This window comes from Inquilinus limosus (assembly GCF_051487185.1).
In the GTDB taxonomy this organism is placed as follows: domain Bacteria; phylum Pseudomonadota; class Alphaproteobacteria; order DSM-16000; family Inquilinaceae; genus Inquilinus; species Inquilinus limosus_F.
In genome coordinates this window covers 18,712-31,862 of sequence record NZ_JAHVDK010000006.1, presented here as the reverse complement: position 1 = coordinate 31,862, position 13,151 = coordinate 18,712, and the positions used below count along the sequence as shown (strand labels likewise).

General features: G+C 68.5%; 13 protein-coding genes. 6 read left to right on the top strand and 7 right to left on the bottom strand.

What is annotated here, in order from left to right; all coding sequences use genetic code 11:
• The first annotated feature begins 9 nt into the window (after positions 1-9).
• Positions 10-438, top strand: a complete 429-nt coding sequence (gene cueR, locus KXR53_RS08350; RefSeq protein ID WP_437374649.1) for a Cu(I)-responsive transcriptional regulator — start codon at positions 10-12, stop codon at positions 436-438.
• 182 nt (positions 439-620) lie between these two features.
• On the opposite strand, the gene KXR53_RS08345 is transcribed toward cueR, so the two are convergent.
• The gene (locus KXR53_RS08345) at positions 621-1,616 is read right to left on the bottom strand and encodes a mannonate dehydratase (protein WP_437374648.1); all 996 of its coding nucleotides are present in this window, start codon (positions 1,614-1,616) and stop codon (positions 621-623) included.
• A gap of 78 nt (positions 1,617-1,694) precedes the next feature.
• A complete protein-coding gene (locus KXR53_RS08340; protein WP_437374647.1) occupies positions 1,695-2,435 on the bottom strand; it encodes a FadR/GntR family transcriptional regulator in 741 nt (246 codons plus the stop codon).
• A 153-nt stretch (positions 2,436-2,588) separates the two neighbouring features.
• Between KXR53_RS08340 and KXR53_RS08335 the strand changes: the two genes are divergently transcribed.
• Genes KXR53_RS08335 through KXR53_RS08315 form a run of 5 tightly spaced genes read left to right on the top strand, consistent with a single transcriptional unit; the run spans position 2,589 to position 7,727 of the window.
• Positions 2,589-4,178: an ABC transporter substrate-binding protein gene (locus tag KXR53_RS08335; RefSeq protein WP_437374646.1), complete on the top strand. Its 1,590-nt coding sequence runs from the start codon at positions 2,589-2,591 to the stop codon at positions 4,176-4,178.
• A 19-nt stretch (positions 4,179-4,197) separates the two neighbouring features.
• Entirely contained in the window at positions 4,198-5,223 is a 1,026-nt protein-coding gene (locus KXR53_RS08330) for an ABC transporter permease (RefSeq protein ID WP_437374645.1), read from the top strand.
• The gene (locus KXR53_RS08325) at positions 5,223-6,119 is read left to right on the top strand and encodes an ABC transporter permease (protein WP_437374644.1); all 897 of its coding nucleotides are present in this window, start codon (positions 5,223-5,225) and stop codon (positions 6,117-6,119) included. Before KXR53_RS08330 ends, KXR53_RS08325 begins: the two co-directional genes overlap by 1 nt.
• Positions 6,109-6,975, top strand: coding sequence for an ABC transporter ATP-binding protein (locus tag KXR53_RS08320; protein WP_437374643.1), 867 nt, complete (start codon positions 6,109-6,111; stop codon positions 6,973-6,975). The genes KXR53_RS08325 and KXR53_RS08320 overlap by 11 nt, the downstream gene beginning before the upstream one ends.
• Positions 6,972-7,727 (top strand): ABC transporter ATP-binding protein, encoded by a 756-nt coding sequence (locus tag KXR53_RS08315; RefSeq protein ID WP_437374642.1) that lies wholly within the window; start codon positions 6,972-6,974, stop codon positions 7,725-7,727. The genes KXR53_RS08320 and KXR53_RS08315 overlap by 4 nt, the downstream gene beginning before the upstream one ends.
• 136 nt (positions 7,728-7,863) lie before the next feature.
• Here the strand turns inward: KXR53_RS08315 and KXR53_RS08310 are convergent, their stop codons facing one another.
• From KXR53_RS08310 to KXR53_RS08290, 5 genes are read right to left on the bottom strand one after another with little or no spacing between them, the layout of a single operon-like run.
• Positions 7,864-9,015: a mandelate racemase/muconate lactonizing enzyme family protein gene (locus KXR53_RS08310; RefSeq protein ID WP_437374641.1), complete on the bottom strand. Its 1,152-nt coding sequence runs from the start codon at positions 9,013-9,015 to the stop codon at positions 7,864-7,866.
• 5 nt (positions 9,016-9,020) lie between these two features.
• Positions 9,021-10,232 carry a D-mannonate dehydratase ManD gene (gene manD, locus KXR53_RS08305; protein ID WP_437374640.1) on the bottom strand — a complete coding sequence of 404 codons (1,212 nt, stop codon included), beginning with the start codon at positions 10,230-10,232 and terminating at the stop codon, positions 9,021-9,023.
• A 9-nt stretch (positions 10,233-10,241) separates the two neighbouring features.
• Positions 10,242-11,114, bottom strand: a complete 873-nt coding sequence (locus KXR53_RS08300) for an NAD-dependent epimerase/dehydratase family protein (RefSeq protein WP_437374639.1) — start codon at positions 11,112-11,114, stop codon at positions 10,242-10,244.
• A gap of 17 nt (positions 11,115-11,131) precedes the next feature.
• A complete protein-coding gene (locus tag KXR53_RS08295) occupies positions 11,132-12,094 on the bottom strand; it encodes a mannonate dehydratase (RefSeq protein ID WP_437374638.1) in 963 nt (320 codons plus the stop codon).
• Positions 12,095-12,146: 52 nt separating this feature from the next.
• Positions 12,147-13,151, bottom strand: coding sequence for an ABC transporter ATP-binding protein (locus KXR53_RS08290; RefSeq protein WP_437374637.1), 1,005 nt, complete (start codon positions 13,149-13,151; stop codon positions 12,147-12,149).

The following is a 13,151-nucleotide window of genomic DNA, read 5'->3' as shown; positions in this document are numbered from 1 at the left end:
AACCGAACCATGAACATCGGACAGGCCGCAGTCGCCTCCAGCGTCTCCGCCAAGATGATCCGCTACTACGAATCCGTCGGGCTGATCCGGAAGGCGGTCCGGACCGAGGCCGGCTACCGCGTCTACAGCGGCGACGACGTGCACACGCTGCGCTTCATCCGCCGGGCGCGCGATCTCGGCTTTTCGGTCGAGCAGATCGCCGACCTGCTGGCGCTGTGGCAGGACCGCGCCCGGTCGAGCGCCGATGTGAAGCGGATCGCGCTCGGCCATGTCGCCGAGCTGGAGCAGAAGGTCGAAGCCCTGAAGCAGATGATCGCCACGCTGCGGCATCTCTCGGCAAGCTGCCACGGCGACCACCGGCCCGACTGCCCGATCCTCGACGACCTGGCGCTGGAGGAGCCGACTCAGGCGACTGGCCGCCGGGCGCGATCGGCCTGAGAGACAGGCTCTAGGCAGACGGCTTCACGTGCCGTCACCGTCATTGCGAGGAGGCGAAGCCGACGAAGCAATCCATCGGCCCGCACGAGCTGCACTATGGATTGCTTCGCTGCGCTCGCAATGACGAGTTGGGGATTCCGAAAAAGGCTTTGCAAGCGGGAACAGGCCACCTCCCCCTCGGATCAGCGCGTCACCGACCCCGGATAGAGCTGGCTCACCGCCTCGAGCTGGGCGGCGATGTAGCCGTAGCAGAAGGCGAAGGCGACGCCTTCCGGGTCGCGGCCGCTGATCGTCGGCACGTGGTCCGGCATCACCATGTAGGGGTAGCCGAGCTCGGCGTAGAGCTTGATCGACCGCCACATGTCCATGTCGCCTTCCTCCGGGAACGTTTCCATGAAGGAGAGCTTGCGGCCGCGGATGTTGCGGAAATGGACGTTGAAGATCTTGCCGCGGCTGCCGAACCAGCGGATCACGTCGTCGATCTCGTTGCGCGGATCGTCCAGCATCTCGCCGATCGTGCCCTGGCAGAAGTTGAGGCCGTGATAGGGGCTCTCGCGCATCTGCACGAATTTCTTCAGCCCCTCGACCGTCCCCAGCACCCGGGTGACGCCGCGATAGCCGGGCGGGGTGTAGGGGTCGTGCGGATGGCAGGCCAGCCGGATCCGGTTCGCCTCGGCGACCGGCACGACGCGCTCCAGGAAATAGTCGATGCGCTCCCAGTTCTCGTCCTCGGACAGGGTGCCGACCATGGTCGGCGGCGCATCATGGTCCGCCTTCTCCCAGCGGAAGGAGGCGTTCATCGACCCGCCGCGCCCCGGCTCGTCCGGCGTGCGCGGGATGCCGATGATGTTGAGGTTGTACTTGGCCGCCGGGATCCCCGCCCGCGCCAGGTTCTCGATCAGCCGGCAGATCGAGTCGATCTGGCGGTCGCGGTCCGGCCCGGCCGACAGGATGTCCGGGCTGTCCGACTGCTCGATCGGGCGGGAGGCCAGCGGCAGCTGCACCATGTCGAGCACCAGGCCGAAGCTCTCGATCTTCTCGCGATGGCGCAGCAGCGCATCCAGCGTCCAGTCATGCGGATTGCCGGGCGGGTTGTCGTTCAGGTGCCGGACGCCGAGCTGGGCCAGGACCCGGTAATCGTCGTCGTCGCGCACCCCGTTCTGCGTCCCGAGATACATGCCCGCCTCCCGTCGAGATCTGTTGGCTGAATTGATATGTCATCATACGAGTGATGACAAGGCGCTCGGGCTTCGCTTTCAGGGCGCGGAGTCGGCCGGCAGCCCGCCCAGGGTCCGGTAGCGGCGTTGGCTTTCGGTCAGGTGGTGCCGCATGGCCTGGCGGGCGCCGTCCGGGTCCTGGCGCTCGATCGCCTCGATGATCCGGGCATGCTCGACGATCACCTTGCGCAGATAACCGGTGGTCGCCTCGGCCGAATCGCCCAGCCGGCTGCGCGGGATGGTGCGCTGGCCGAGATACTTCAGGACGTCGGTGTAGAAGTGGTTGTTGGTGGCGGCGGCGATCGCGAGGTGCAGCGCGAAATCGGCGTCGACGGCGCTGCCGCCGCCGTCCACCGCGGCGATCATGCGCTCATGCGCCAGCAGGATCTCGGCCTCCTGCCCCGACGACCGGCGCAGCGCCGCGAGGCCGGCTGCCTCGATCTCCACGCCCATGCGGAACTCCAGCAGCTCCAGCACCTCCGACAGCCGGGTGAAGTCGCCGGACAGGAGGCCGGGCGCGGGCTCCGCCGCCGGCGTCACGAATACGCCGACGCCCTGCCGCGGCTCGACCAGCCCCTTGGCGCGCAGCTCGGCGATCGCCTCGCGCACCACGGTGCGGCTGACGTTGAACTCGTCGATCAGGCGCTGCTCGGTCGGCAGCTTGGCCCCGACCGGCAGCACGCCGTTGACGATCCGGTCGCGCAGGGCCTCGACGACGGCGACAGCCAGCTTCTCACGGCGCCGCGGCCGCGCCGCTTCGACACTCATCCGGTTCGGCACCGCTTCTCCTGATCCGCGCGGGGGGCCGGCCCCCACCCATTCCTTCGTCTCAGTCACATATTTGCCTCTTGCGAAGTCAAGATCGCCTGGTCAAGATTTCAAAAAGCAGTCATCATACAACTGACATCATACTAGAAATCGGGAGGCACGCCCATGGGAAAGTGGGTAAGAAGGCTGCTGGCCCTGGTCGTCGCGCTGTCGCCGGCCGGTGTCGCCGTCGCCAAGACGCCGGCCGACCAGCTGGTGATCGGCGCGTCGCTGGCCCAGGTCCTGTCGCTGGACCCCGGCCAGGCGACCGAGTCCGGGTCCTGGATCATCACCTCCAACATCTACGACCGGCTGGTCTCGACCGATCCCAGTGACCCGACCAAGCTGGTGCCGCAGCTGGCCGAACGCTGGGAGGTGGACGGCCGGTCCATCGTGTTCCATCTCCGCGACGCCAAATTCGCCTCGGGCAATCCGGTCACGGCCGAGGATGCCGCCTGGTCGCTGCGGCGGATGCTGAAACTGAACCAGGCCGCCGCCTCGCTGTGGAAGCCTTACGGCTATGACGAGACCAACATCGACGACTTCCTCGAGGTGGTCGATCCGAAGACCTTCCGCCTGAAGCTGCCGGAGGGCACGATCGCCCAGTTCGTGCTGTTCGCGCTGGCCGGCAACAACGGCGCCGTGATCGACAAGGCCGAGGCCACGAAGCACGAGGCCAACGGCGACTTCGGCAACGGCTGGCTGCGCGCCAACTCCGCCGGGTCCGGGCCGTTCGTGCTGCGCCGCTGGGCGCCGAACGAGCTGATCCTGCTGGAGCGCAACGACGCCTTCTGGGGCGGACCGCCGGCGATGAAGCGGGTGGCGGTGCGCCATATCGCCGAGAGCCAGGTGCAGCGCCTGCTGCTGGAGCGCGGCGACATCGACGTGGCGACGGCCCTGGGCGCCTCCGACCTCGCCGCCTTCGACGGCAAGGCCGGCTTCGTCACCCAGCGCGTGCCGACCGGCGGCTTCTACCTGCTGGCGATGAACACGCAGAACCAGTACCTGGCCAACCCCGATGTCCGCCGCGCCATCGCCTGGGGCATCGATTACGCCGGCATGCAGAAGACGATCATGGGCCCCTATGGCCGCGTCCGCCAGGTGCCGGTGCCGGAGAACTATCCGACCGCCCTGCCCGACCCCGGCTACACGCTGGACGTCGCCAAGGCCAAGGAATACCTGGCCAAGGCCGGTGTCCCGGATGGCTTTTCGCTGACCCTGAAGACGATCGCCGAGACCCCGCGGGTCGACCTGGCCACCGCGATCCAGGCATCGCTGGCCCAGATCGGCATCAAGGTCGCGATCGAGCAGGGCAACGGCAGCCAGATCATCGCCGCCCATCGGGCCCGCGACTTCGACCTGCTGATGCCGCTCTCCGGCGGCGGCAACATGCCGGACCCGTTGGGGTCGCTGCAGAACTTCACCTACAACCCGGACAACAGCCCGAACGGCAATTCCGGCTATTTCACCTGGCGATCCGCCTGGGACATCCCGGAGCTGACCAGGCTGACGACCGAGGCCCGCGGCGAAGCCGACCAGGCCAAGCGCGAGGCCATCTACACCGAGATCCAGAAGGAGTTCCTGGCCAGCGGCCCGGCCCTCCTGCCGATGTTCGAGCGCTTCTCGCCGGTGGTGGTGTCGGACCAGGTCGAAGGCTATGTCGGCCAGGGATTCCGCGGCGTCCGGCTGGACGCGGTGAAGAAGAAGGCCGAGTGATGCGCAAGGAGGGCCGGCCATGACCCGCGACCTGCCGCTCAGGCTGCTGCGCCGCGTCTTCGGCCTCCTGCTCAGCCTGTTCGTCCTGCTGTGCCTCACCTTCGTGATCGGGCGGCTGATGCCGTCCGATCCGGTCGGCGCCATCGTCGGCGAGCTGGCGGACCCGGCCGCCTATGCGGCGATGCGGGCCAAGATGGGGCTGGATCTGCCGATCCCCCAGCAGTTCTGGGTCTATCTGACGAACCTGCTCCATGGCGATCTGGGCACCGCGGTGCTGACCGGCAATCCGGTGGTGTCGGACCTCGCCGCCGCCTTTCCGGCGACGCTGGAGCTGGCGACGCTGGCGATCATCCTCAGCGTCGCCGTCGGCGTGCCGCTCGGCCTGCTGGCCGCCCTCTACCGCGACACGCTGCTGGACCAGATCGCCCGGGTGCTGTCTCTGCTGGGCCATTCCTTGCCGGTGTTCTGGTTCGGCATCGTCGGCCTCATCCTGTTCTATGCCGGGCTGCAATGGGTCGCAGGACCCGGCCGGATCGACGTGTTCTACGAGGGGCTGGTCGAGCCGCGGACCGGCGCCATCCTGGTCGACAGCCTCTTGGCCGGCGAGACCGAGATTTTCTGGAACGCCCTCGACCACCTGATCCTGCCGGCCTGCATCCTGGCCTACACCTCGATGGCCTATATCGTCCGCATGACTCGCAGCTTCACGCTGGAGCAGCTGGGCCAGGACTACATCATCGCCGCCCGGGCCAAGGGGCTGCGCCTGCCCGCCGTGGTGCTGGGGCACATCCTGCCGAACATCGCGGTGCAGCTGGTCACCATCCTGGCGATCTCCTACGGCCATCTGCTGGAGGGGGCGGTGCTGGTGGAGATCGTGTTCTCCTGGCCCGGGGTCGGCCAGTACATGACCAATGCGCTGATGATCGGCGACATGAACGCCATCCTGGCCTGCACCCTCCTGATCGGGCTGATCTTCATGATCCTGAACGCCCTGGCCGACGCGGCCTATCTGGCGCTCGACCCGCGGACGCGGGAGGCGCGCTGATGTCGATGGAAGCGCAGCAGCCGATCGGGCCGGCCGCGGCGGCGCAGCCGGCCGCCCGCAGCTGGTGGGTGCTGGCCTTGCGCCGCCTGCGCCGCGAGCCGCTGGGGCTGGCGGGCCTCGCCTTCATCGGCCTGCTGGTCCTGGTCGCCATCCTCGCCCCCTGGATCGCGCCCTACGACCCGACGGTCCAGAATCTGGGCAACGTCCTGCAGCGGCCGGACTGGGCGCATCTCGCCGGCACCGACGAGCTCGGCCGCGACATCTTCAGCCGCCTCGTCTGGGGCAGCCGGATCACGCTGCAGATCGTGGTCACGGTGACGCTGATCATCGGCCCGATCGGCCTCCTGATCGGCGTCGTCGCCGGCTATTGCGGCGGGCGGGTCGACGCCGTGCTGATGCGGGCCACCGACATCGTCCTGTCCTTCCCGTCCCTGGTGCTGGCCCTGGCCTTCGCCGCGGCGCTCGGCGCCGGGCTCGGCACCGCGATCGTCGCCATCTCGCTCACCGCCTGGCCGTCGATCGCGCGGCTGGCGCGGGCCGAGACTCTGGTGGTGCGCCAGGCCGAATACATCGCCGCCGCGCGCCTCTACGGCGCCTCTCATCTCCGCCTCATCGGCCTCTATGTCATGCCGATGTGCATCCCGTCGGTGATCGTCCGCCTGACCCTGTCGATGGCCGGCGTGATCCTGACCGCGGCCGGCCTCGGCTTCCTCGGGCTCGGCGCCCAGCCGCCGGCGCCGGAATGGGGGGCGATGATCTCCAGCGGCCGCAAGTTCATGCTCGACGCCTGGTGGGTCTCAGTGATGCCCGGCCTGGCGATCCTGGCCACCAGCCTGGCCTTCAACCTGCTCGGCGACGCGCTGCGCGACGTGCTGGATCCCCGCCATGCCCGGTGACACCGTGAACGATGCGCCGATGCTGCAGATCGAGAAGCTGTCGGTCGAGTTCGGCGAGACCGCACGCCCGATCCGGGCGGTGCACGAGGTCGGCTTCACGCTGGGCCGCGAACGCCTCGGCATCGTCGGCGAGAGCGGCTCCGGCAAGTCGACCGCCGGGCGCGCCATCATGCGGCTGCAGCCCAAGGGCGCGCGGGTGCGGGCCGATGCCCTTCGCTTCATGGGCCGCGACCTGCTGTCCCTGAGCGAGCGCGAGATGACCCGGATCCGCGGCGGGGACATGGCCCTGATCCTGCAGGACCCGCGCTATTCGCTGAATCCGGTGAAGCCGATCGGCACGCAGATCGCCGAGTCCGCGCGGGTGCATCTGAAGCTGGGCAGCCGGGCGGCGCGGAAGGCGGCGCTGGAGATGCTCGGCCATGTCCGGATCCGGGATCCGGAGCGGATGATGACGCTGTATCCGCACGAGATCTCGGGCGGCATGGGCCAGCGCGCGATAATCGCGATGATGCTGCTGAACAAGCCGAAGCTGGTGATCGCCGACGAGCCGACGTCGGCCCTCGACGTCAGCGTGCGCCAGGACGTGCTGACCTTGCTGGACAGGCTGGTGCGGGAGAACGGCTCCGGCCTGATCCTGATCAGCCACGACATCCGCATGGTCGCGCGCTTCTGCGACCGGATCCTGGTGATGTATGCCGGAAGGGTGGTCGAGGAGCTGCGCTCGCTCGACGGGGCCGAGCATCCCTACACGCAGGGGCTTATCGCCTCGATGCCCGGCTTCGACGGCCCGCGGCCGCGCCGGCTGCCGGTGATCGACCGGGCGCGCCTCGCCGCGCTCGAGGAGGTCGCCCGATGAGCGCCGCCGAGGCCATGATCCGGGTGTCGGACCTCGACGTCCGCTTTTCCTCCCGCCGCGGCACGGTGCATGCGGTGAAGGGCGTCTCCTTCGCGGTCGAGCCCGGCGGCGCGCTCGGCATCGTCGGCGAATCCGGCTGCGGCAAGTCGACGGTGCTGCGCTGCCTCGCCGGGCTGGAGCAGCGCTGGACCGGCCGGATCGAACTGGCCGGGCGCCCGGTCGGGCCGCGGCGCGGCCGCGACGAGCTGGCCCGGGTGCAGATGGTGTTCCAGGATCCCTATGGCTCCCTGCATCCGCGGCACCGCATCGGCCGCGCCCTGGCCGAGCCGCTGATCGCCATGGGCCTGCCGGATCCCTGGGACCATGTGCCCGAGGCCCTGGCGCGGGTGGGCCTGCCGGCGCGCTTCGCCGACCGCTATCCGCACGAGCTGTCGGGCGGCCAGCGGCAGCGCATCGCCATCGCCCGGGCGTTGGCCCTGCGTCCGCCGATCGTGCTGCTGGACGAGCCGACCTCGGCGCTCGACGTCTCGATCCAGGCGGAGATCCTGAATCTGCTGATGGCGCTGCGCGAGGAGCACCGGCTGACCTATGTCTTCGTCAGCCACGATCTCGCGGTGGTCGGCCAGATGTGCGACCGGGTGCTGGTGATGAAGGACGGGGCCTGCGTCGAGGAGCTGCCATCCGACGCGCTGCGCGCCCGCAGCGTCGCCGCCCCCTACACAAGGGAGCTGATCGCGAACAGCTTCCTGTGAGCGGCAGGCGGGATCGCCGGTGGATTGAGGGCGCCGAGGCTGGAACGGCAACAGCCCCAGCGACACGCGGCGTGTGCTGGGGCTTCGACTTGGTTGCGGGGACGCGCGGCCAACGATTCTTGCGATCGGCCGGCCTCTACCAATTCGTCACCGATCCGTCCTTGCGCTTCAGATGCGGCGCTTCCCAGAACCTGAAGCTCTGCTTCCGGATCAGCTCCTCGTTCACCTCGACGCCGAGGCCGGGCGCGTCCGTGACCGGATAATGGGCGTTCTCGATCCGCGGCTGGACCGGGAAGAGCTCGGCATCGTCGAAGCCGAGCTGCTCGGCCGTCGATGTCCGGGTCTCGAGCCAGGCGAAGTTCGGAACGGCCGCGGCGAAATGCACCGTCGCCGCCGTGCAGATCGGGCCGAGCGGATTGTGCGGCATCATGTCGACGTAATGCGCCTCGCTCCAGCCGGCGACCTTCATCGCCTCGGTCAGCCCGCCGACATTGCAGATGTCGATCCGGTTGAACTGGTGGATGTTGCGCTCGATGTAGGGCAGGAACTGCCATTTGGAGGCGAATTCCTCGCCGATTGCGAAGGGCACGTCGACCATCCGCCGCAGCGCCTCATAGGCCTCCGGCGTCTCGTCGCGGATCGGCTCCTCCAGGAAGTCGAGCGTGCCGGAGGGCATCTTCTGGCAGAAGCTCGCCGCCTCCGCGACCGACAGGCGGTGGTGAAGGTCGATGCCGAGCACGACGTCGTCACCGAGCGCCTCGCGGGCCCTGACGCACCATCTGGCCGTCGTCGCGATGTGCTCGCGCGGCTCGTAGACCGCGCTGCCGCCATGGCCGGACGGCGACAGACGCATCGCGGTCCAGCCGACCGCGATCAGCGCCCTCGCCTGCTCGATCATCGCCTCGCCCGGCGGCGCCGAGGTGGTGGCGAAGGTCGGGATCCGGTCGCGCTGCTTGCCGCCCAGCAGTTGGTAGACCGGCACGCCGAGCGCCTTGCCGAGGATGTCGTAGAGCGCGATGTCGATCGCCGAGATCGCCGCCTGCAGGACGCGGCCGCCCTCGAAATACTGGCTGCGGTACATCTCCTGCCACAGCGCGCCGATCCGGAACGGATCGCGGCCGATCAGGAACTCGCGGTAGTGCTCGATCGCGCCGACCACCGCCTTCTCGCGGCCGGAGAGGCCGCTTTCGCCCCATCCGAACAGGCCTTCGTCGGTCTCGACCTTGACGATGAGCTGATTGCGCGTGCCGACCCAGACCGGATAGGCGCGTATGGCGGAGATTTTCATTCGGGTCACCAGTGCCAGAGCGTGCCGTCCTCGAGCCGGTTCACCGGCAGGTAGGCGCGCTGATAGGGGTGTTTCGCCGCGAGCGCCTCATCGATGTCGACGCCGTGGCCCGGCGCCTCGCCGGGGTGGAGATAGCCGCCCTCCTGCCGCCACGCATGCGGGAAGACCTCGTGCGTCAGCGGCGCGTAGCCGGAGAACTCCTGGACGCCGAAATTCGGCACCCAGAGGTCGATATGCGCATTGGCGCCCATCGCCACCGGCGAGACGTCCATCGGCCCGTGGCAGGCAGTGCGGATGTGATAGACCGAGCCGAAATCGAAGATGCGCCGCAGCCCGGTCACGCCGCCGGCATGGACCGAGGTGACGCGGATGTAGTCGATCAGCTGTTCCTCCATCAGCAGCCGCGCGTCCCAGATCGTGTTGAACACCTCGCCCAGCGCGATCGGCGTCGTGGTGTGCTGGCGGATCAGGCGATAGCCCTCCTGCAGCTCGGCCGGGACCGGATCCTCCAGCCAGAACAGCCGGAACGGCTCCAGATCCTTGCCCAGCCGGGCCGCCTCGATCGGCGTCAGGCGGTGATGCGTGTCGTGCAGCAGGTGCAGGTCGTCGCCATAAACGTCCCGCAGCCGCGCGAACAGCTTCGGGATATGGGTCATGTATTTCGAGGTCGACCACACCTCCTCATGCGGCAGGGCCTCGACCATGCCGCCCGTGCCCTGCTTCGCCCCCTTGCCGGTGCCGTAGATGGCAGGCAGGCCGGGGATGCCGACCTGGGCGCGGATGGCGACATGGCCTTCGTCGCGCTTCTGTCCGACGGCGTCGACGGCTTCCTCGATGGTCATGCCCTGGGCATGGGTGTAGACCATCACCTTCTGCCGCGAGGCGCCGCCGAGCAGCTGATAGAGCGGCATGTTGGCCGCCTTGGCCTTGATGTCCCACAGCGCCATGTCGACGGCCGAGATCGCCGCCATGGTGATCGGCCCGCGCCGCCAGTAGGCGCCACGGTAGAGATACTGCCAGATATCCTCGATCTGCGCCGGATCACGCCCGATCAGCAGCGGCGCGACGTGGTCCTGCAGGTAGCTGACGACCGCGAGCTCGCGCCCGTTCACCGTGCCGTCACCGATGCCGTGCAGGCCTTTGTCGGTGACGATCTTGACGGTGACGAAGTTCCGCCCCGGCGAGCAGACGATGACCTTGATGTCCTGGATCTTCATGGCAGCACCTCAGTCGGGATCATGGCGCCAGCCGAGCATCCGTTCGGCCTTGGCCGAGGAGAAGAAGCTGCGGTTGCCGCTGAGGTCGCCGCGGATCGGCACGTCCGGAAAGAAGCGGGCGGCGAGATCCAGGCTCGGGATGTCCATCACCGTGTCCGGCGCGACGATGTAGAACACCTCATGGCCTCGGAACGGTCCGTCGAGCGCCAGCAGGCAGGCCCGCGCCGCCGCGTCGTAGAGCGTATAGGCCCAGAGATGCTTCGACGCCGCCTTGGTGGCGAAGCCGTAGACGGCCGCGGCCTGTGGGCGCTCCTCCACCACCAGGTGGAAGCGCATGCTGGCGATCCGCAGGCGGCTGTAGCGGCGGGCGAAGGTGTCGGCCTGCTGCTCGCAGATCCATTTCGACAGCCCATACGCCTCCTCGGTGTAGTTCGGATGCGCCTCGTCGAGCGGGAGATAGTCGAAATGCGCCTCCCGGCTGAAGGACAGGCCGATCGCATTGACGCTGGAGGCCTGCACGATCCGGGTGATGCCGACCTCCACCGCGGCGCGCAGCGCGTTGTAGCTGCCGACGACGTTGTTGTTGTGGATGACATGGTCGGGGTGGCGGCCCGGCGAGGGAATCGCCGCCATATGGATCAGGGCGTCGCACCCCCGGAACGCTTCGACCAGCGCGTCGTAATCGCCGATATCGGCCGCGACGAAGCGGAGGTTCTCCTGCGCCTCCGCGGGCGCGGCGCGGTCGATGCTGACGACGCGGTGGCCGCGGCGCAGCGCCGCCGCGGCGATGGCCCGGCCGATCCGGCCGCTGCCGCCGGTCAGGGCGATCGTTTTCGTCCGGGCCCGGGTCCGGACGGGCTTGCTGGTCTCGATCGTGTCCATCGTCCCCTCCCCCGCGCTCAAAAGCCGTACACGGACTGGTGCAGGCCGCGGATATAGCCGATGGCGTAGAGCCGGCCGAAGGCGGAGTAGCCGGCATGCTCGTTGCTGTCGCCCTCCACCGTCGGGACGTGGTCGGGACGAAGCACGCCGTCGAAGCCGATGTCGCGATAGGCGCGCATGCAGGCCAGCATGTCGGTCTTGCCGGCGTCGTGCCATGTCTCCTGGAACGCCTCCGGCGTCCCCTGCACGTCGCGGAAATGGACGAAGGAGATGGCCTTGCCGAAGCTGCGGATGGCGCCGGGCAGGTCATCGGTCATCAGCGTGAAGTTGCCCTGGCACAGCGTGATCGTGTTCATCGGGCTGGGCACGGTCTCGATCAGGCGCCGGTAGTTGTCGATGCTGCGCATGATCCGGCCGACGCCGCGGATCGGCGACAGCGGTGGGTCGTCGGGGTGCATCGAGATCTTCACCTTCGCCGCCTCGGCGACCGGCAGCACCTTCTTCAGGTAATATTCGAGATTGGCCCAGAGCTCGTCCTCGCCGATCGGCGGGTTGCTGGTCAGGTCCTCCGGCACGTCGGCGATGTTGAAGCTGGTGACCACCGAGCCGCCGCGCGAGGGCGTGGCGAGGTTGGTGCGCACCCAGTTGAAGTCGGTCATCCATTCGTAGCACCAGACCGGGATGCCGAGCCGGCCCATGTTCTGGAGCAGCGTGCAGACCGTCGCGATCTCCTCGTCGCGCCCCGGCAGGCCGCGCTTGGCCTTGTTCAGCGGCGGGCGGGCCTCGATCACCTTCAGCGTGAAGCCAGCGGCCTCGTAGCGCTGCTTCAGGCGCTGCAGCGGCCCGTAATCCCATGGCGCCTCGCCATGCAGCAGATCGTCGGGCGGCAGGCCGCCGACGGCGAGGTCCACCCCGGCCTGACGCGCCAGCTTCCAGACGGGCGTCGGCGTGGGGCTGATGAATTCGGCGATTTCGAGCATGGTCGTGGTGGTCCCGGAGAGGCTGGGCAGTGAAGGATGGCGGTGGTCGACGTCAGGCCGGCAGCAGCTCCGACAGGCGCTCTTGCGCGACCTGCGGCTGCCGATCGTAGAGGAAGCATGAGGCAGTATGGCGATCGCCGATGCGGAACAGCGGCGGCTCGCTTCCGCAGGCCTCCATCGCCCTCGGACAGCGGGACCGGAAGCGGCAGCCTTCGGTGCCGATGGCGGCGTCGCGCGCCTTGATCGGCTGGGCGCCCCAGCGCCGGTCGAGATCGGGCCAGGGGATCGAATCGACGAGCAGCTGCGTATAGGGGTGCTGCGGGTCCTTGATCACCTGATCGACATCCCCCGCCTCCATCACCGACCCGCGATAGAGCACGATGATCGACTTGGCGATGTGATAGGCGGTCGTCAGGTCATGCGTGACGTAGATGATCGAGACGCCGTGGTCGCGCTGCAGGTTGCGGAGCGTCTCGAGGATGGTGGCGCGGAGCGATGCGTCGACCATCGACACCGGCTCGTCGGCGATCAGCAGCCGCGGCTTCAGCAGCAGTGCGCGGGCGACATTGATGCGCTGGCGCTGCCCGCCCGACAGCTGGTGCGGGAAGCGCCCGAGGATGTCCTCGGGCCGAAGCCCGACGGCGGTCAGCGCCTCCTCCATCTTGCGACGGCCATCCGCCTTCGATGTCGCCAGGCCGAACTTCCGGATCGGCACGGTCAGCAGATGATCGACCGTGTAGAACGGATTGAACACGGCGAAGGGGTCCTGGAAGACCGCCTGCACCTCGCGGCGATAGGCCATCTTCTCCTTGCCGCGGAGGGTCGAGACGTCCTTGCCGCGATAGATGATCCGGCCCTCCGACGGCTCGATGAAGCCGAGCAGCAGCATGGCCAGCGTGGTCTTGCCGCTGCCGCTCTCGCCGGCCACGGTCAGGATGGTCGGCTCGTCCTCCCTGAGCGTCAGCGAGATGTTGCGGAGCGCGACCGTCGTCTGCGCGTGGACGAGGCCGCGCGTATAGGTCTTCGAGACGTTCTCCAGGCGCAGCAGATCGGCCAT

What these genes read in the sequence shown, in the direction of transcription:
- manD (WP_437374640.1), bottom strand. Translation starts at nt 10,232, where the DNA reads ATGAAGATCCAGGACATCAAGGTCATCGTCTGCTCGCCGGGGCGGAAC.
- KXR53_RS08335 (WP_437374646.1), top strand. Translation starts at nt 2,589, where the DNA reads ATGGGAAAGTGGGTAAGAAGGCTGCTGGCCCTGGTCGTCGCGCTGTCG.
- KXR53_RS08290 (WP_437374637.1), bottom strand. Translation starts at nt 13,151, where the DNA reads ATGGCCGATCTGCTGCGCCTGGAGAACGTCTCGAAGACCTATACGCGC.
- cueR (WP_437374649.1), top strand. Translation starts at nt 10, where the DNA reads ATGAACATCGGACAGGCCGCAGTCGCCTCCAGCGTCTCCGCCAAGATG.
- KXR53_RS08330 (WP_437374645.1), top strand. Translation starts at nt 4,198, where the DNA reads ATGACCCGCGACCTGCCGCTCAGGCTGCTGCGCCGCGTCTTCGGCCTC.
- KXR53_RS08295 (WP_437374638.1), bottom strand. Translation starts at nt 12,094, where the DNA reads ATGCTCGAAATCGCCGAATTCATCAGCCCCACGCCGACGCCCGTCTGG.
- KXR53_RS08310 (WP_437374641.1), bottom strand. Translation starts at nt 9,015, where the DNA reads ATGAAAATCTCCGCCATACGCGCCTATCCGGTCTGGGTCGGCACGCGC.
- KXR53_RS08345 (WP_437374648.1), bottom strand. Translation starts at nt 1,616, where the DNA reads ATGTATCTCGGGACGCAGAACGGGGTGCGCGACGACGACGATTACCGG.
- KXR53_RS08320 (WP_437374643.1), top strand. Translation starts at nt 6,109, where the DNA reads ATGCCCGGTGACACCGTGAACGATGCGCCGATGCTGCAGATCGAGAAG.
- KXR53_RS08325 (WP_437374644.1), top strand. Translation starts at nt 5,223, where the DNA reads ATGTCGATGGAAGCGCAGCAGCCGATCGGGCCGGCCGCGGCGGCGCAG.
- KXR53_RS08315 (WP_437374642.1), top strand. Translation starts at nt 6,972, where the DNA reads ATGAGCGCCGCCGAGGCCATGATCCGGGTGTCGGACCTCGACGTCCGC.
- KXR53_RS08300 (WP_437374639.1), bottom strand. Translation starts at nt 11,114, where the DNA reads ATGGACACGATCGAGACCAGCAAGCCCGTCCGGACCCGGGCCCGGACG.